This is a genomic window from Yersinia massiliensis CCUG 53443 (genome assembly GCF_000312485.1).
In the GTDB taxonomy this organism is placed as follows: domain Bacteria; phylum Pseudomonadota; class Gammaproteobacteria; order Enterobacterales; family Enterobacteriaceae; genus Yersinia; species Yersinia massiliensis.
In genome coordinates this window covers 846,670-864,803 of record NZ_HE997643.1, presented here as the reverse complement: position 1 = coordinate 864,803, position 18,134 = coordinate 846,670, and the positions used below count along the sequence as shown (strand labels likewise).

Sequence of the window (18,134 nt, the reverse complement as noted above, 5' to 3'; positions counted from 1 at the left end):
CTATTCTGATATTTTAGACTCTAATTCCGATAACAAGTTGCTCAGCTCATTATTTTCAATCGGTAAATGTGGAACAACACACTTTTAACGGCCAGGCAATTTCTTCCAAGTCACTTCATTACGCAAATATACTGGTTCAGCATTTTCCACGCTGACGGCTTTTCCACTCGCCCATAATGACAGTGCCAAAGGCAGCATATCTTCGGCGTGAGGCAAAACCATTTGACCATCAGCCAACAACAAATGCTCACCGCTAATCAAATCTGGGTAAGTTTGCCAACCCGTGCCGACCGTTGCCCAATGACCACTCAACACTTCAGCGCGAACCTGCGCCTGTGCTGGCGTCATCACCGCTTCAGTCGTATCACCAAGCCACTGCCCTTCGGTATTTCGCTCAAACTCCCCCCAATAAACCTCACCCATTCGAGCATCTATCGCAGCCAACACTCGAGAAGCGCCAGCGAGACGAAATGCCCCTTGCGCCATAGTTTGTAAGGTGGATACCCCAATCATTGGCAAATCTGCACCCAGTGCCAGTCCCTGCCCAATGCCAATACCAATACGTACGCCGGTAAAACTACCAGGGCCACGACCAAAAGCGAGTGCATCAAGCTGGCCTAAAGCAATGCCCGATTCAGCTAAAATTTGCTGCACCATCGGTAAAATTCGTTGGGTGTGTTCCCGTGGACAAAGCTCGAACAACGCATGAACGTCGCCGTTATTCCAGAGTGCAACTGAACAAGCTTCTGTTGCGGTATCGATCGCTAAAATTCGCGTGGACATGCCAACCTCGGCAGGAAAAAATATGAATTCAACACAGGGCGCGCATGATAGCACACCCTTCCTCGCTTTGCCCTTGCTCGCTTAATCTGGCTTGCGCTGCTGGAGAAAAGCGATGGCTTTCGCCAAGTTACGCGTTCGGGGGGCGGGCGGCAGACTATTAAGGAACATTGCGCCATAAGGCCGCATCACTAGCCGATTATCACAAATGACCAATACCCCACGATCATCAATGTCACGAATCAGACGCCCCACCCCTTGTTTTAGCGTAATGACCGCATCAGGCAATTGCACATCGTTAAACGGGTCCCCCCCACGTAACCGGCAATCCTCAATTCGAGCTTTTAGTAAAGGATCATCTGGTGAGGTGAATGGTAGTTTATCGATGATAACGCAAGATAATGCATCCCCGCGCACATCCACCCCTTCCCAAAAACTGCTGGTGGCCACTAATAAAGCATTACCTGCCGCCACAAACTGCGCCAGTAACTGACCTTTGCTGGTTTCACCTTGAACCAATACCGGTAAGGTCATACTGGCGCGAAACTCCTCCGCCAGCCCTCGCATCATCTGATGAGAAGTACATAAGAAGAAACAACGTCCTTTATTCGCATCAATCAGCGGTTTGAGCATGACCGCCAATTTTCGTGCAGCACCTGGCTCATTAGCGGAAGGGAGATTACGCGGAACACAGAGCAAGGCTTGATTGGCATAGTCAAATGGACTGGGTAACAGCAAAGTTTTAGCGTTCGTCAGGCCTAATCGAGTGGTGAAATGCGACAATTGATCATTAACAGATAACGTCGCGGAGGTGAAAATCCAGGTTCCCGGTTTCTCTTCGATTAATTCGCGAAAACGGTCAGAGACAGAAAGCGGCGTCAGCGCTAAAACAAAATGGCGTGAATTGCACTCATACCAATAGCTGTAACCTGGCATTGTGACGTCTTTTAAACGTTTAAGGCGGTTACGGTAAACTGTGGCACGTTCAAAGGCCGCATCTAGCATGGCTGAGCGCCCCAATGACAATTTCATGACGTCGTAGCAGAGTTCTAGCGCATCATCGAGCAGCAACAACGCACGTTGAATAGCAGGTTGCTCCATGACATCACGTAAATTGCCACGATAACCGGGGTCGCCCAACACCAAACGGAAGTCTTGGGTGCTTTGCGACAACCGGTCAGCACTTTTCTGCAACTGTGCGGAATCCCGTACTTCTGTGCGATAAGCAATAATAATGTCTTTCGCCAGATCCATCAGTTGCCTGCTGGAGAGCTGCTGACCAAAGTATTGACTGGCAATATCAGGGATTTGATGAGCTTCATCGAAAATCATCACATCTGCGGTGGGAATTAGCTCAGCAAAACCACTCTCTTTGACCACCATATCGGCCAGAAATAAATGATGGTTAACCACGACAACATCAGCGTCCATCGCTTTACGCCGAGCTTTCACCACGAAACACTCTTTATACAACGGGCAGTCGCTGCCCAGACAGTTATCATTGGTGCTAGTGACCAATGGCCAGACGAAACTGTCCTCCGCGACTTGTCCACAAGTGCTGATATCGCCATCAACAGTTTCCGCCGACCACCCTCGCAAACGAACCAAATCGACCAATGTCTCACTGGCCAACTCGCCACCAGCTAATGATTGTTGCTCAAGACGTTCTAGACAAAGGTAGTTTGAGCGCCCTTTCAGTAAAGCCAACTTCCCTTTGTATTTTAACGCACTGGCAACTGTCGGCAGATCGCGAGAATAGAGTTGGTCCTGCAACGCTTTAGAGCCGGTAGAAATGATCACTTTGCAATCAGCCCGTAATGCCGGTGCCAAATAGGCAAATGTTTTACCCGTGCCGGTGCCCGCCTCTACGACCAATTGCTGCTTGGCATCAATAGATTCACTGATAGCCGCAGCCATCAGGCGTTGGGATTCTCGGGGATTAAAACCTGTAATGGCCTGCGCTAATACGCCATCTGTTGCAAAATCGTCTATCACTCTGTCTCTTCCGGGCGAAATCAGCGCTGATTATGCCAATCCTATCGCCCTACGACCACACATTCTCGCCACAAGCTATGCTACCCTTACGCCAACAACTGAGATTGACATTGATGCAAGGGAGCGAAAATGAGTATTGAGCGAATTAATCCAGAAAAACGTTGGTCTGATGCGGTAGTTCACAACGACACCATCTATTACACCAGCGTGCCGGAAAATTTGGACGCTGATGCCACTGCGCAAACGGCCAACACCTTGGCTGCTATCGATATGATATTGAACCAACTGGGTTCTGATAAAAGTCGGATTCTAGATGCCACCATTTTCTTGGCGGATAAGGCAGATTTCGCTGCGATGAATGCAGCTTGGGACGCTTGGGTCGTTGATGGCAATGCACCGGTACGTTGTACCGTCGAGGCCAAATTGATGAATCCGAACTATAAAGTTGAAATTAAGATCATTGCAGCAATCTAGTTTTCTGCCTCTTACGGGCAAAAGTCAAAAATTATTCTGTCGCCATGAGTGTTGCAGGGGCATTTCCCCTGCAACTGACTTTCCGATGTAACTTACAGTATACCGTCGATATCAAGACAGCTTGATCATGACCATTCCAGCCAGTAGCAACGCCAAGCCTATCCAGCCTTTATAGTTGAGCCTTTGGTTAAATAGAATCCAACCGGCAGCCACTGTTGCGGCAATACCAAAACCGCCCCACAAAGCATAAGCTACTGACAACTCAATGCCTTTTACCGCTTGTGCCAAAGCACTAAATGCCCCTAATACCGACAGTAACGATAAGATACCCAGCCACACGCGGCGAAAACCATCTGACATTTTCAGCAAGATATTCGCGATAATCTCCAGAATGACCGCCAAAATCAGAAAAGCAATATGGTACAACTCAAGCTGTTGCATGATGCTCACCTACACGCCTGTTTTGGTCGCTTGGCTTTTTCGGTTTACGTGTACCCGACTTCACTAACATGATGCCAGCCACTAAGGTCGCTAAACCCGCTATTTTCATTGCCGATAAACTTTCATCAAACCACAGCACGCTGAAAATAGTGATAATCAGGATCCCGATCCCTTCCCATAAAGCATAAGCCACACCCAAGGCGACTTTTTTTACCGCCAGCGCGAGCAAAATATAGGAGCCAGTTATCATAAAATACATCACGATATGCCCCATCATTTCACCGCTGACACTGGCGTATTTCATTGACAAAGTGCCAATAATTTCAGCGACAATCGCTAAACCTAAAAATATCCAATAAATCATTTTTCTTCTCCTAACATACAGATACCCGATAGATTTCAAGATGTAGGAAGCTGGTAAATCTGTTAATCCTGATAGGCTGACTCGAGCCGGACTTTTGGCTTAACAAAGGCAGCAAACGTACAACAATTTGAAATAACGGGTACAAACGCACGCTAAGGTCTATTTATTACGGTTATCCTTATTCGACGCCCTATAGTTCAGGAATAGGCGTGCATAGGCCGTAAGAAATAGAAACTCACTTGGCGTATAAATTTTGTCAAAAATTTACTGACGACTGAAGAAGAAAGACGCTACAGCTCGCTGCACCAGTGATGCTCACTGGCCAGAATGGCAGACAGGAAGAGTTGGCAGGTAGACGGTTTGAAAGTAATTCCATTAGTTTTAATCATAATATATCTCTTTTTTTTAGCTACACCTGTTAGTGCCACATACTTGTTAGCAAAAACCAGTGCGATACGCCTAAAACCCTCATCAAGTTGGAATAATTCACTGTTGTATTTTTACCACAGCCAATTTTATAAAGCAAACCATCAATTTGACAAATAGTTTAAAAAAGAGATTTAAAAATAATAAGTTAGTGATATGGAAAAATAAAATTCAGCCTTATCCTCCCACTTTTGGCCTGTGACGCCTGGTTGGTTTACTTTTCATTGAGCTAATGTGCTTGGGTCAGATATTAATTAGCAAACGTGTCTATCGACCGCTTTATTGCTGCTAAGTGTTTGTTAAATAGGCACACCATGTTGGATGACAAAGTTTTAAGGAGCCCAAGTTATCTCTTTCCCTTATAAAATAAGTTAAAAATCCCCCTTAAAATCATTATTTATCACTTATCTGCCTTAATAATTGTGACCTTTTTCGACTTATGTTGGTCCCGCCTTAGCCCTACAGCCCAATTAAGGATAGATGCGCTAGAGTGCCTCTCCCGTAAATTATCTTTTTAACTTAATTCAGCCTTCACTGTAATTCATTGGAGTTGAATGCTATCTGGAGATAGCTTTATGTTACCCCCTAAATTACGTACTACACCTATTGCCCTGAGCTTATTACTTGCTTTGGGGTTCTCATCCACGTTATCCGCGGCCGTTTCAGATGTTCGAGTCAACCCGTCAGTTCAACAAGCTGAAACAACTGGCAATCATCTTGAAGCCTCTCGACAAATTCGGGTAGTCCAGAACGGTTCTCCCACTTATTTTCTAGAGCAACAGAAGCGTAAGTTCTTATCTCATCCGACTCAATCCAGTGGCTTCTGGGCGAACAAAAGCGAGACGTTGAAGATTGAATATCAGCATCATGGCGAAGACATTAATCTGTTGCCTGAATTATGGATTGTGCCAATCAATAAGGGTAAAGATGAAAACCGTGATAAGCAGATTGTTAAACTGAAACCGGGTATTAATGAAATCGAAGTTAAGCATGCCGGTGCAATTTATTTTGCTGCAACGAATCAACCCGGCAGCAGCGAAATCATCATTAATTTGCTCGAAGGCGGAAAGCCAATGCCTCGCTTTATCCTAGGTGAGAATACCGCTGAAGATTGGCAGATAAGTTTGAAAAAGTATGGCGACTCACCTTTTGCTGAACTGGTTGGCAAGCGCATGATCCTCACCATGCCAATTAAAAATATGCGTAAGCAGGCAACCGACCCTGAGGGAGTACTCGTGTTATGGGACCGCATCGTTGATCTCGCCGAAGAACAATTTGGACTCAGTTCTAAAAGAGCCTTCCCCCATCGTGCAACCCCATTCCAATATCAGTTCACCAGTAAGTCTGACAGCACATCAGGTTACATGTCAGCGTCGAATTTCTGGTTAAAAACGAACATGCCGGGTATTCCAGAGGTGATAACGACTGAGCTATTAAAAAAAGCATGGGGACCATGGCATGAGTTAGGTCACCACTACCAAATGCGAGCGTGGACTTTTGATAACGACGGTGAAACAACTGTCAATCTGACTTCTTTGTATGTCCAACGTGCGTTAGGCGAAACATCTCGTCTTGAGGCAGAGTCGCGTTGGGATAGTGTTTACGCGTTAATGGAGTCAAAGGGCCATATTTATGAAGATGTAGACGTCTTTATCCGTTTGGCTATGTTTTGGCAGTTGGATCTGACTTTCGGGCAAGACTTCTACCAACGACTGGGCGATCGTTATCGCACGATGACACCCACTGAGCAGCCAAAAAACAACGATGAAAAAAAGCAGCGCTTTTTGATTGAAACGAGTCGAGTTGCGGGCGTAAACCTGACCTCGTTTTTCCATCGTTGGGGTCTGAAACCGACTAAGGATACAAGCGCTCAATTAGAAGCGATGAATTTACCTCAGTTAACGAAGCCGATTTGGTTGAATACCGACACTAATATTGCTCACACTTACTCACTGACTGAGCAGAATATGACTGGTGATGTCCGCCTCCCTGACACGGTCAATGCAGGGGATATATTCAGCGTATCTGTCGATGTGACTAACCGAGATGCTTCAGCGCTGACTTACCGCTGGGATATTCCGTCCGGCGTTCAAGTGATTACGGATAGAGGCCATGAGATCACCCTGCGTGCGCCTCATAACGTACTTCAAAATGCGATGTTATCAATTCCAGTTACAGTGACCGATAACAATAATATGGCAATGAGGCTAGCCAGCTCGACTCGATTGAAAACCACGGGTGACAATATATCGTTTCGTGACGCTTTTAACGATGTCATCAAGCAACGTTACCAAATAGAAGGAGACATTAATCTTTGGAACGATGCATCACCTAAAGGTGTTGTTGGCACTTATTATCAATCCGACAATACATTAACTCATACCCGTGACTATTACCGACTAAAAACGCGCTCATATTGGTATTTCCCTTCCAATCAGACCAGTAATGAATATTGGGAATATTTGGAGAGTTATGATGGTAGTCAATTTTTAAATGGTGAAGTAGGAGATGTGGACCAAACCATTGAAGCTGAGCAAGTTGTGGAAGAAATTAAGCCGGTAGCTCAATGCAATGTGCCCTCTTGGGAGGCAAAAGCTTACAGTGAGCCGACTACCATCAGCAAAAATGGCCGCATTTACACGAATAAATGGTGGGTATCCGCTACTGCTATGCCTGGTGATGTTGCTCAAACAGACACAACTGGCAACGGCACAGGATGGGGTAAAGTTTGGGAAGATAAGGGCCCATGCGATGTCGCCGTTAAAGACGAACTGCAATCTGTCATCGAATCCAACCCCATCACACCTCAACAATGTAGTGCGCCATCATGGGAACAGAAAGCCTATGGTGAACCGACAAAAGTGAGTAACAATGGGCGGATTTATATCAATAAGTGGTGGGTTGCTGCTGACAACATACCCGGTGATGATGCTGTGACTGACACTACCGGCAACGGTACGGGTTGGAGCAAGGTCTGGGAAGATAAAGGTGCTTGCTAAAACATAATGTATAAAAGGCAGGGGAAACCCTGCCTTTTACTGCTCACGTTGCTGGGATTAACTCTTCAACTTCGGGAGTGAGTCAATTATGCGGTAGCACCCGCAACAGCTTGTTTCGCTAATTCAGTGATACGCGCATAGTCACCATTTTCCAACGCATCCGCAGGAACCAACCAAGATCCGCCAATACACAGGACGCTTTTTAGCGCCAAATAGTCGCGGTAGTTATTCGGTGTAATGCCACCGGTTGGGCAGAAGCGCACTTGGGAGAACGGGCCGCCAATCGCTTGCAATGCTTTAACACCACCATTTGCTTCAGCCGGGAAAAATTTAAACTCACGCAGACCATAGCTCATACCAAGCATTAATTCTGAAACTGTACTGATCCCTGGGATTAGTGGGATATCACCTTCAGTGGCCGCTTTAAGCAATTCATCCGTCAACCCTGGGCTGATGGCAAACTGGGCACCAGCGTCAACGACGTCAGCTAACTGCTGCGGGTTAAGCACTGTGCCTGCACCCACAATCGCTTCTGGGACTTCTTTGGCGATGGCGCGGATGGCTTCAACAGCACAAGAGGTGCGCAGCGTCACTTCCAATACCCGAACGCCGCCTGCTACCAAAGCTTTTGCCAAAGGTACAGCTTGCTCAAGCTTGTTAATCACAATCACCGGGACAACGGGGCCTGCGGTCATGATCTGTTCTGCGCTCGTTTTCCAGCTTTTCATCAGTTGTTATCTCCACTTATGCCGATTGGCATGTACTCACCCGAAGGTGCCAGTTGAAATATGGCACGCAGAATATTCACAGATGCTTTCCGCCTGCCATAAAGAATCAGAGTGCGAGCCAGCTAACAGCTCTTTATTATTGCGCGGGCTTCCTGCCCCTAGCTGCCCGCCCTGCTTCCTTGGCGGTGGCACGCCACCTAAATTACGGGAGGTGGCGTAACTTGTTAGGACGAGTAGCCTACTCGAACTCGTTCCAAGAACGGCCATCACGGGTAATCATGGCAACGGATGCCACTGGCCCCCATGTGCCAGCTTGATACGGCTTAGGCGCTTCGTTATCAGCAGCCCATGCATCCATGATGGAGTCTACCCACTTCCAAGCCTCTTCGACTTCATCACGACGAACAAACAGTGCTTGGATCCCACGCATGGTTTCTAGCAACAGACGCTCGTAGGCATCTGCGAGATGCTGCTCGTTGAAAGTCTTAGAGAAGCTGAGGTCAAGTTTGGTGGTTTGCAGACGATGCTTATGTTCCAGACCCGGTACCTTATTCAGCACTTCGATTTCAATGCCTTCATCTGGCTGCAAACGGATGGTCAGCTTGTTTTGTGGCAGTTGTTGGTAGGACTCGCGGAATAAGTTCAGCGCAGGATTTTTGAAGTAGACCACGACTTCAGAGCATTTACTTGGCAAGCGCTTACCTGTTCTCAGATAGAACGGCACGCCAGCCCATCGCCAGTCATCGATGTCAACGCGAATAGACACAAACGTCTCAGTGTTGCTGCTCTTGTTGGCTCCTTCTTCTTCCAGATAGCCAGGCACTTTATTGCCTTGCACAAATCCTGCCGTGTATTGGCCACGTACAGTGGTTTCACGCACATTGGTGTGATCGATACGGCGCAGCGATCGCAGCACTTTCACTTTTTCGTCACGGATACGGTCGGTACTTAAATCCGCAGGCGGTGACATGGCGATCATGGTCAGAATTTGCAACAGATGGTTTTGGATCATGTCACGCATCTGGCCAGCTTGATCAAAATAGCCCCAGCGCCCTTCAATCCCAACTTCTTCTGCAACTGTAATCTGCACATGGTCGATGGTGCGATTATCCCAGTTGGAGGCAAACAATGAGTTAGCAAACCGCAGTGCCAACAGGTTCAATACCGTTTCTTTCCCCAAATAGTGGTCGATACGGTAGACCTGACACTCGTTGAAATATTCGGCGACCTGATCGTTAATCACCCGTGAAGACGCTAAATCCGTCCCCAGTGGTTTTTCCATGACGACTCGGCTTGGCTCTTTATTCAGCCCCGCTTCGCCCAACCCTTTGCAAACCGCACCAAAGGTGCTGGGTGGCATGGCGAAATAGTTAATAGTGGTACGATTTTTTTGGTCTAACATTTTGCCTAGCTTGGCAAAATGCTTGCTGTCGTTGACATCTAAATTACAGAAATCGAGGCGTGAACTGAGCTTTTGCCACAATTCATCATCCAATTTCTCTTTCATAAAGGTATCGAGGGCTTCCTTTACCACGGCTGTGTACGCGTCTTTATCCCATTCGGCACGGCCTACGCCGATGATCCGAGTATCAGGGTGGATGTGACCCGCTTTCTCTAATTGGTAAAGGGAAGGCAGCAGTTTGCGGCGAGCCAAGTCTCCCTTAGCGCCGAAAATCACCAGATCACACGCCTGGGCTGCTTGGGCTGTATTAATTACCGCCATGTTATTCTCCTCGTTGCAGGATATTTGTAATTTTCTTACATTACTAATGTACTCTCTTTGGCTATAGCCAGTAAACCCAGATAAAAGCAGGTCAAAAAAGGTTAAAAAACATCCATTCAGGCGCCAAGCCGCGTCAAATCAGGCGGCGCAACTTAAAAATGTAATTTTATGACGTTTTTGACTACGATTTACCATTATGAAAATTAGACACAGGTCATATTCTGGTGAAAAAGCCTCACATCCAACCAGATGCCACTGCCAACGGGTCCCAGCTCGTAGTATATTTTCATTAAACCGACATAGATTTCTCCTTTAAATGAAATCGGTAAAACCCATGGGTGACTCTCGTTATATGAATACGCTGGAAAATATCCAAAATAATCTGGACCTCCTGAGCAAATCAGAAAGGAAAGTCGCCGAGGTGATCCTCGCCTCCCCGCAAACCGCTATCCACTCTAGTATCGCCACTCTCGCCAAAATGGCGAACGTCAGCGAACCAACGGTAAACCGTTTTTGCCGTCGACTGGACACCAAAGGTTTCCCTGATTTTAAACTTCATTTGGCGCAAAGTCTGGCTAATGGCACACCTTATGTGAATCGAAATGTTGAAGAAGATGATAGTGTAGCCGCTTACACTGGCAAAATTTTCGAATCCACTATGGCTAGTCTGGATATGGTGAGAACCAATTTAGACATTACCGCCATTAATCGGGCCGTTGATTTGTTAACGCAAGCGAAGAAAATATCCTTCTTTGGCCTTGGTGCATCGGCTGCTGTAGCCCATGACGCGATGAACAAATTTTTCCGCTTCAATATTCCAGTAATTTATTTTGATGATATCGTGATGCAACGTATGAGTTGCATGAATTCCAGTGAAGGTGATGTGGTGGTATTAATCTCCCATACCGGCCGCACAAAAAGCTTGGTGGAGCTCGCTCACCTAGCCCGTGAAAACGATGCCACCGTGATAGCCATCACCTCACGCGATACTCCACTGGCACATGAGGCAACATTGTCGCTGCTGCTAGACGTACCAGAAGACACCGATGTGTATATGCCGATGGTGTCACGCATTGCTCAGCTCACCTTAATTGATGTCTTAGCGACGGGGTTTACTTTGCGCCGAGGGGCAAAGTTCAGAGATAACCTGAAACGAGTTAAAGACGCATTGAAAGAGTCACGTTTTGATAAAGGTTTACCGCGCGTCAACAGTGGCGAATAGCGGTAATGGCAAGAAAAGTATCTGGCAGAGAAGTCACTTTGTATTGTGTTAGCGCATCTTCTGCCGTAACAATTTGACGTATTATTGAAGAATAGTCGTCACTTTGGCTCAGGAAAATACGACCAGAGCCGGTATGCTTAACACTAGCTCACTGGGTAATTCGATTGTTTTTTGTGAATTAATCGTATTACATCTGCAAGCGGGTAACATGCATGACACTATTTTGTCGTATACATGACAAACTTTCGTCGTAAAACATGAATAGGTTTCGTCGTAAAATTTGTAACTGAATGACATTTTACTATCGGATTCATTATCCGCTGTTTTAACAACACCATGCTTCATCAGTCAACGGAGTAAGAGATGTCCAGACGGCTCAGAAGGACCAAGATTGTTACTACACTGGGGCCGGCTACGGACCGCGACAATAATCTGGAAAAGATTATTGCCGCTGGTGCAAACGTAGTCCGCCTGAATTTTTCCCATGGTAGTGCTGAAGATCATGAGTTGCGGGCCAATAAAGTCCGTGAAATTGCCGCTCGCTTAGGGCGTCATGTTGCTATTCTTGGCGATTTGCAAGGTCCTAAAATCCGTGTGTCTACGTTTAAGGAAGGAAAAGTTTTCCTGAATGTGCACGATAAATTCCTGCTCGATGCCAACATGGCAAAAGGCGAAGGCGATAAAGACAAGGTCGGTATCGATTATAAAGGCCTGCCTGCTGATGTAGTCCCTGGCGATATCTTGCTGCTTGATGATGGTCGGGTACAACTGAAAGTTGTTGAAGTTCAGGGCATGAAAGTCTTCACTGAAGTCACCGTGGGTGGCCCGCTGTCCAATAACAAGGGCATTAATAAACTCGGTGGTGGCCTGTCTGCAGAAGCGCTAACAGAAAAAGACAAAGCTGACATTATCACTGCCGCTAAAATTGGTGTCGATTTCTTGGCTGTGTCTTTCCCACGTACAGGCGAAGACTTGCACTATGCTCGTCGTCTGGCCCGTGATGCAGGTTGCAACGCGCAAATCGTGGCGAAAGTTGAACGTGCTGAGGCGGTAGCAACAGACGAAGCCATGGATGACATCATTCTAGCGTCTGATGTCGTGATGGTTGCTCGTGGTGACTTGGGTGTCGAAATTGGTGACCCAGAGCTAGTCGGTATCCAGAAAAAACTGATTCGCCGTGCGCGTCAGCTTAACCGTGCGGTGATCACCGCGACTCAAATGATGGAGTCGATGATTACCAACCCAATGCCAACACGTGCTGAAGTCATGGACGTGGCAAACGCCGTGTTAGATGGTACCGACGCCGTCATGCTCTCAGCAGAAACCGCAGCAGGTCAGTATCCTGCAGAGACAGTGGCCGCGATGGCACGCGTGTGTCTGGGCGCAGAAAAAATCCCGAGTATCAATGTGTCAAAACACCGCTTGGATGTGCAATTCGACAATGTCGAAGAAGCTATTGCGATGTCGACCATGTATGCAGCAAACCACCTCAAAGGCATCACCGCTATTCTCGCGATGACCGAATCGGGTCGTACTGCACTGATGATGTCCCGTATCAGCTCCGGTTTACCGATTTTTGCAATGTCTCGTCATGACCACACCTTAAATCTAACGGCCATCTACCGTGGTGTGACGCCGGTTTACTGCGATACCCACACTGATGGTGTTATGGCTGCGACTGAAGCGGTGAATCGCCTGAAAGATAAAGGCTTCCTGATTTCTGGTGATCTGGTTATCGTGACACAAGGTGATGTCATGGGGACGATTGGTACCACCAATACTAGCCGCATCATTCGCGTTGAATAATCAGTTTTAAGCCTTAATGAATAAAAAACCCGCTGATTAATGGCGGGTTTTTTTATGTTCAATTATCTCATTTAGGCTAAAGGGCCTTGCGGGCGCTTAACGAGATGGCATTAAAGATCCTTGCGAACATAAGGCTCAATCTCGCCTTCCTTACGGGTTTTCAGCAGTTTAAGAATCCAAGTGTATTGCTCTGGGTTCGGCTTAACCAAGATTTCAACTTCTTCATTCATCCGGCGAGCGATGTAGGCATCATCAGCGTCCGCCAAATCATCCATCGGGGGACGTATATAAATATCGAGGCGATGTTCACGATAATTATAAACGGGGAACATCGGGACAATTGCCGCTTTGCAGACTTTCATTAAACGCCCGACAGCAGGGAGTGTCGCTTTATAAGTAGCAAAAAAGTCAACAAATTCACTTTGTTCAGGACCATAGTCTTCATCTGGCAAATAGTAGCCCCAGAATCCCTGACGCACTGAGCTGATAAATGGCTTAATACCGCTTTCCCTTGCATGGATACGCCCACCAAACCGCAAGCGCGCACTATTCCACAAATAATCCACCAGCGGATTACGCTGATGGTGGAACATACCTGCAACCGGTTTACCTTGCTCGGCTAACAACATTGCTGGAATATCAATCGACCAGGCATGAGGTACCAGCAGAATAACATTACGTTCCTGCTGCTGTAGCCCATCCAAAATATCTAATCCGTGCCAATGGACGCGGGATAAGACTGTTTTAGGGTCACGAAAACAGAGTTCAGCCATCATCATTAGTGGTTGCGCAGCCGTCGCAAACATCTGATCAATAATATGCTCACGTTCAGCTTCTGGCAGATCCGGCATGCAATAAAGCAGATTAATACGGGCGCGACGACGGGCGCTTTTAGCGAACTTCCCCGCAAGGCGGCCAATGCCGGCCAACAAGGGATCACGAAATCTCGGCGGCACATACGCCATTCCCGCCATTAAGCCCGTCCCTAACCACACGCCCCAAAAACGTGGGTGCAGGAAAGACTTTTTAAATACCGGAATAAAACCAGCAGCGTCGTTTTTCTCTTTATGCATGGAAGAACTCTTGGAATTTTCGAGTGGACTAATAATAGATTTTATTTTTTGAGTCTACAGGGTGACTGGCATCAGATATAGACAATCCAGTAGCCTAACGGCTACTGGATCAACATTAATCTAATTGCAGTTGTGGAATAACCTGCTTAGCGATAGCCAGATAATCACTGCGGTCTTTACCACTTAACCCTTCCGAACGTGGCAATTTCGCAGTCAGTGGATTCACTGCTTGCTGGTTCATCCAGAATTCATAGTGCAGATGCGGGCCTGTAGAACGACCGGTATTACCTGACAACGCGATACGATCACCGCGTTTAACTTTCTGCCCAGGTTTCACCAGTAATTTCTTCAAATGCATATAGCGTGTGGTGTATTGGCGACCATGGCGAATCGCCACATAGTTCCCCGCCGCTCCACTGCGTTTTGCAATAACCACTTCACCGTCACCGACAGCAAGTACTGGTGTCCCTACCGGCATCGCAAAATCTACACCCTTATGGGGTGCGACACGCCCTGTTACTGGGTTAAGGCGACGAGGATTGAAGTTAGACGAGATCCGGAATTGCTTCAATGTGGGGAAACGCATAAAACCACGGGCCAAACCAGAACCTTGGCGATCATAGAACTTACCGTCATCGGCACGGATAGCATAGTAATCCTTGCCTCCGGAGCGCATACGCACCCCAACCAACTGACTTTGCTCACTACGACCATCTAGAATTTCGCGAGACATCAAGACCGAGAATTGATCGCCCTTGCGCAACTTCGCAAAATCGAGCTGCCACTGTAATGCTTTAGTCACTGCGCGAATCTCAGAATTGGTTAAACCTGCTTTCTTCGCACTGGTGACAAAACTGCCATCAAGGCTTCCCGTTAGAACTTTGTTGCTCCACTCACCTTTTTGTAGCTCTTTCGTCTCTTTAAAATTATTACCAACACGGTCATAAACACGTGTTTCACGGCGAGAGACTTCCCAGGTCAGACGTTGCAAATCACCGGCATCATTCACTGTCCAAGAGATTTGCTGCCCAATCTTCAAGTTACGCAGATCACGGTTTTGCGTCGCAAGCAAGGATACATCTGAAATATCAATACCATACTGAGTCAGAATGCTGCTCAACGTATCCCCTGTTGAGACAACATACTCATGGACACCCGTTTCACTGACATCTTTAGCATCTAATTCGTCTTGCGGGATTTCATCATCAGGTGTTGGTTGATCGATAGGTTCACTGGCTTCGGGCAATAAAATGCGGGGTTGGGCGGTATCCAGTACCACACTTTTAGCGATCGGCTCATGCTCTGGGTTATATACAAAAGGCCGCCAAACCGCGACGGCCAGTGTCATAACAGTCAACGACCCCAGCATAACGCGATGGGGCCGAGGGAGATTGCTATACGCAAGGGTGATAGTTCGGACTATCTGCTGCACTTATAAGTATCCTTTTAATCTTACTTCAGGCAGCTCACGTATTGGTTCGACAACTGAGACAAGAAGTTCACATAGCTGTCCTGACCTAATACTATACCGCTGCCCAACGGATCCAACGTTCCTGAACGAACGTCTGTTCCTTTGGCAACGGCATCAATGACGGCTGGCCTGAATTGTGGCTCAGCAAAAACGCATACCGCTTTATGCTCAACCAACTGTGTTCGAATTTGATGTAAACGCTGTGCACCAGGTTGTATTTCGGGGTTGACTGTAAAATGCCCTAACGGGCTCAAGCCAAAGTGTTTTTCAAAGTAGCCATAGGCATCATGAAAAACGAAGTATCCCTTACCTTGGGCAGGCTTTAGCATATTAGCAATATTTTTTTCATTTTGCGCTAATTGATCCTCGAATCGGCGCAGGTTAGCATCTAGTTTGTCCTTATTTTGCGGCATAAGTTCCAATAATCGGTCGTGAATCGCGATTGCAGATTGTTTTGCGATGGTTGGCGATAACCAAATATGCATATTATATTCGCCGTGGTGGTGCCCATCATCGTGACTATCTTTAGCATGATCATGGTCATGCCCTGCTTCTTCACCTTCATGCTCGTCATGTTCATCGCCTTTCATTAACAATGGCATAACCGAGGGAAGCTCAGATAGCGCAATCTGTTTATTATCAGCTAGTTGAGAAAGTGGTTTAGCTAAAAAGGCTTCCATTTCCGGTCCAACCCAAATAACCAGCTCAGCACTGCGTAACCGCTGGACATCCGATGGACGAAGCGCATAATCGTGCGGAGAAGCGCCATCAGGCAATAAAACCTCGGTCGGTAACACGCCTTCTGCGATGGCTGAAGCAATAAAACCTAATGGCCGTACTGATGTAACGACCGCTGCTGAGGCAATATTAAATGGATTTGCGATGATAATTGCACTGGCTAGCATGGCCCGCTTCAGCCACTTATTTTTATGTAACATAATACGAATTCTCGACGTTTAGTTGAGTAAAGCGTAATATTATAACATTCACTCGGTTCTGCAAACGTAATCATAATGTCCACTTTGGTAACTCTAAATAAAATATCCGTCACTTTTGGTAACCGGCGGGTACTGAATGATATTTCTCTTTCTCTGCGTCCTGGAAGGATACTGACCTTGCTTGGCCCGAATGGTGCCGGTAAATCGACACTGGTTCGCGTTGTGCTTGGTTTGATTGCCCCTACCAGCGGCAGTTTGATTCGTGAACCGGGTTTACGCATTGGTTATGTGCCGCAAAAACTCCATCTTGATGCGACATTGCCGCTCACCGTCAGCCGCTTTATGCGTTTGAAGCCCGGTGTCAAAAAAGCCGATATCCTGCCAGCGTTGAAACGTGTTCATGCCGCACATTTGTTGGACCAACCGATGCAGAAATTATCCGGTGGTGAAAACCAGCGAGTACTGCTCGCGCGCGCGTTACTCAATCGGCCACAGTTATTAGTGTTAGACGAACCAACGCAAGGTGTTGATGTTAATGGTCAACTGGCACTGTATGACTTAATAGAGCAATTGCGTAAAGAATTAGGCTGCGCTGTATTGATGGTGTCGCACGACTTGCATTTGGTGATGGCAAAAACCGATGAGGTATTGTGCCTTAACCAACATATCTGCTGCTCAGGCGCACCAGAGGTGGTTTCTACCCACCCAGAATTTATTGCTATGTTTGGTCATCGCGGTGCTGAACAGCTCGCCGTTTATCGCCATCACCATAACCATCGCCACGATTTGCACGGAAAGATTATTTTGAAAAGCAGTGGGAGCCGTGACGCATGATTGAGTTATTACTACCAGGTTGGTTAGCCGGTATTCTCTTGGCGACTGCCGCTGGCCCACTCGGTTCTTTTGTCGTCTGGCGGCGGATGTCCTATTTCGGCGATACATTAGCTCACGCTTCTTTATTGGGGGTCGCTTTTGGTTTACTGCTCAATGTGAACCCATTTTACGCCGTGATCGTTATGACGATGGTACTCGCACTCATTCTGGTGTGGCTCGAACGCCGTCCACAGCTTGCGGTTGATACCTTATTAGGGATCATGGCTCACAGTGCGTTATCACTGGGTTTAGTGGTCGTTAGCCTAATGCACAATGTCCGGGTCGATTTAATGGCCTACCTATTTGGCGACCTGCTTTCCGTCACACTAAGTGATATCTGGCTTATTGCAGCGGGTGTGATAGTGGTATTAGGGGTGCTTTGCTGGCAGTGGCGTGCTTTGTTGTCAATGACTGTCAGCCCTGAACTGGCTCATGTTGATGGGGTTAACTTGGAGCGAGTGCGGATGCTGCTGATGCTAGTCACCGCCCTGACGATAGGGCTGTCGATGAAGTTTGTTGGCGCTCTGATTATTACTTCATTACTGATCATTCCTGCTGCTGCAGCTCGTCGCTTTGCCCGCACACCTGAACAAATGGCGGGCATTGCAGTTGGTATCGGTATGATTGCGGTGACTGGCGGCTTAACTTTCTCTGCTTTATATGACACGCCAGCAGGGCCATCAGTGGTGCTTTGCGCTGCGGCGATGTTCGTACTGAGTCTGTCACAAAAAGCACGTGGATAATGATTTGATTAAACGGGGGCTATCACAATAGCCCCCGTTTTTAATGGTTCCCTTCCCACTTGAAACGAATCACACCCC

The 18,134-nt window shown here is 47.2% G+C and carries 15 protein-coding genes; 6 read left to right on the top strand and 9 right to left on the bottom strand.

Annotation, left to right across the window (positions count from 1 at the left end):
• Positions 1–84: 84 nt before the first annotated feature.
• Both tsaB and BN68_RS03880 read right to left on the bottom strand, forming a co-directional pair.
• A complete protein-coding gene (gene tsaB, locus BN68_RS03885) occupies positions 85–783 on the bottom strand; it encodes a tRNA (adenosine(37)-N6)-threonylcarbamoyltransferase complex dimerization subunit type 1 TsaB (RefSeq protein WP_042806508.1) in 699 nt (232 codons plus the stop codon).
• An 81-nt stretch (positions 784–864) separates the two neighbouring features.
• Positions 865–2,775, bottom strand: a complete 1,911-nt coding sequence (locus tag BN68_RS03880) for an ATP-dependent DNA helicase (RefSeq protein ID WP_019209841.1) — start codon at positions 2,773–2,775, stop codon at positions 865–867.
• A gap of 129 nt (positions 2,776–2,904) precedes the next feature.
• On the opposite strand from BN68_RS03880, the gene BN68_RS03875 reads away from it, so the two are divergent.
• Positions 2,905–3,249, top strand: a complete 345-nt coding sequence (locus BN68_RS03875) for a RidA family protein (RefSeq protein ID WP_019209840.1) — start codon at positions 2,905–2,907, stop codon at positions 3,247–3,249.
• A 111-nt stretch (positions 3,250–3,360) separates the two neighbouring features.
• On the opposite strand, the gene mdtI is transcribed toward BN68_RS03875, so the two are convergent.
• Together mdtI and mdtJ are read right to left on the bottom strand one after the other, a co-directional pair.
• Positions 3,361–3,690 (bottom strand): multidrug/spermidine efflux SMR transporter subunit MdtI, encoded by a 330-nt coding sequence (gene mdtI / locus BN68_RS03870; RefSeq protein WP_019209839.1) that lies wholly within the window; start codon positions 3,688–3,690, stop codon positions 3,361–3,363.
• The gene (mdtJ, locus tag BN68_RS03865; protein ID WP_019209838.1) at positions 3,677–4,054 is read right to left on the bottom strand and encodes a multidrug/spermidine efflux SMR transporter subunit MdtJ; all 378 of its coding nucleotides are present in this window, start codon (positions 4,052–4,054) and stop codon (positions 3,677–3,679) included. Before mdtJ ends, mdtI begins: the two co-directional genes overlap by 14 nt.
• A gap of 1,001 nt (positions 4,055–5,055) precedes the next feature.
• Between mdtJ and BN68_RS03860 the strand changes: the two genes are divergently transcribed.
• The gene (locus BN68_RS03860) at positions 5,056–7,479 is read left to right on the top strand and encodes a M60 family metallopeptidase (RefSeq protein ID WP_019209837.1); all 2,424 of its coding nucleotides are present in this window, start codon (positions 5,056–5,058) and stop codon (positions 7,477–7,479) included.
• Positions 7,480–7,565: 86 nt separating this feature from the next.
• On the opposite strand, the gene BN68_RS03855 is transcribed toward BN68_RS03860, so the two are convergent.
• A complete protein-coding gene (locus BN68_RS03855) occupies positions 7,566–8,207 on the bottom strand; it encodes a bifunctional 4-hydroxy-2-oxoglutarate aldolase/2-dehydro-3-deoxy-phosphogluconate aldolase (RefSeq protein ID WP_019209836.1) in 642 nt (213 codons plus the stop codon).
• A 238-nt stretch (positions 8,208–8,445) separates the two neighbouring features.
• Positions 8,446–9,930 (bottom strand): glucose-6-phosphate dehydrogenase, encoded by a 1,485-nt coding sequence (gene zwf, locus BN68_RS03850; protein ID WP_019209835.1) that lies wholly within the window; start codon positions 9,928–9,930, stop codon positions 8,446–8,448.
• Positions 9,931–10,282: 352 nt separating this feature from the next.
• Here zwf and BN68_RS03845 point away from each other — a divergent pair, with 352 nt between their 5' ends.
• Together BN68_RS03845 and pyk are read left to right on the top strand one after the other, a co-directional pair.
• Positions 10,283–11,152: a MurR/RpiR family transcriptional regulator gene (locus BN68_RS03845; RefSeq protein WP_051144535.1), complete on the top strand. Its 870-nt coding sequence runs from the start codon at positions 10,283–10,285 to the stop codon at positions 11,150–11,152.
• A gap of 363 nt (positions 11,153–11,515) precedes the next feature.
• Positions 11,516–12,958, top strand: a complete 1,443-nt coding sequence (gene pyk, locus BN68_RS03840) for a pyruvate kinase (protein WP_019209833.1) — start codon at positions 11,516–11,518, stop codon at positions 12,956–12,958.
• Positions 12,959–13,068: 110 nt separating this feature from the next.
• Here pyk and lpxM read toward each other — a convergent pair whose 3' ends face one another.
• The 3 genes from lpxM to znuA all read right to left on the bottom strand — a co-directional run bounded on the left by lpxM (position 13,069) and on the right by znuA (position 16,440).
• Positions 13,069–14,031, bottom strand: a complete 963-nt coding sequence (gene lpxM / locus BN68_RS03835; RefSeq protein WP_019209832.1) for a lauroyl-Kdo(2)-lipid IV(A) myristoyltransferase — start codon at positions 14,029–14,031, stop codon at positions 13,069–13,071.
• 115 nt (positions 14,032–14,146) lie between these two features.
• On the bottom strand, positions 14,147–15,463 hold the full coding sequence (gene mepM, locus BN68_RS03830) for a murein DD-endopeptidase MepM (protein ID WP_042806390.1): 1,317 nt from the start codon (positions 15,461–15,463) through the stop codon (positions 14,147–14,149).
• A 20-nt stretch (positions 15,464–15,483) separates the two neighbouring features.
• Complete coding sequence (znuA, locus tag BN68_RS03825; RefSeq protein ID WP_019209830.1) at positions 15,484–16,440, bottom strand: zinc ABC transporter substrate-binding protein ZnuA; 957 nt, start codon at positions 16,438–16,440, stop codon at positions 15,484–15,486.
• A 75-nt stretch (positions 16,441–16,515) separates the two neighbouring features.
• On the opposite strand from znuA, the gene znuC reads away from it, so the two are divergent.
• Both znuC and znuB read left to right on the top strand, forming a co-directional pair.
• A complete protein-coding gene (gene znuC, locus BN68_RS03820) occupies positions 16,516–17,274 on the top strand; it encodes a zinc ABC transporter ATP-binding protein ZnuC (RefSeq protein WP_019209829.1) in 759 nt (252 codons plus the stop codon).
• The gene (gene znuB, locus BN68_RS03815) at positions 17,271–18,056 is read left to right on the top strand and encodes a zinc ABC transporter permease subunit ZnuB (RefSeq protein WP_019209828.1); all 786 of its coding nucleotides are present in this window, start codon (positions 17,271–17,273) and stop codon (positions 18,054–18,056) included. Before znuC ends, znuB begins: the two co-directional genes overlap by 4 nt.
• Positions 18,057–18,134 lie beyond the last annotated feature (78 nt).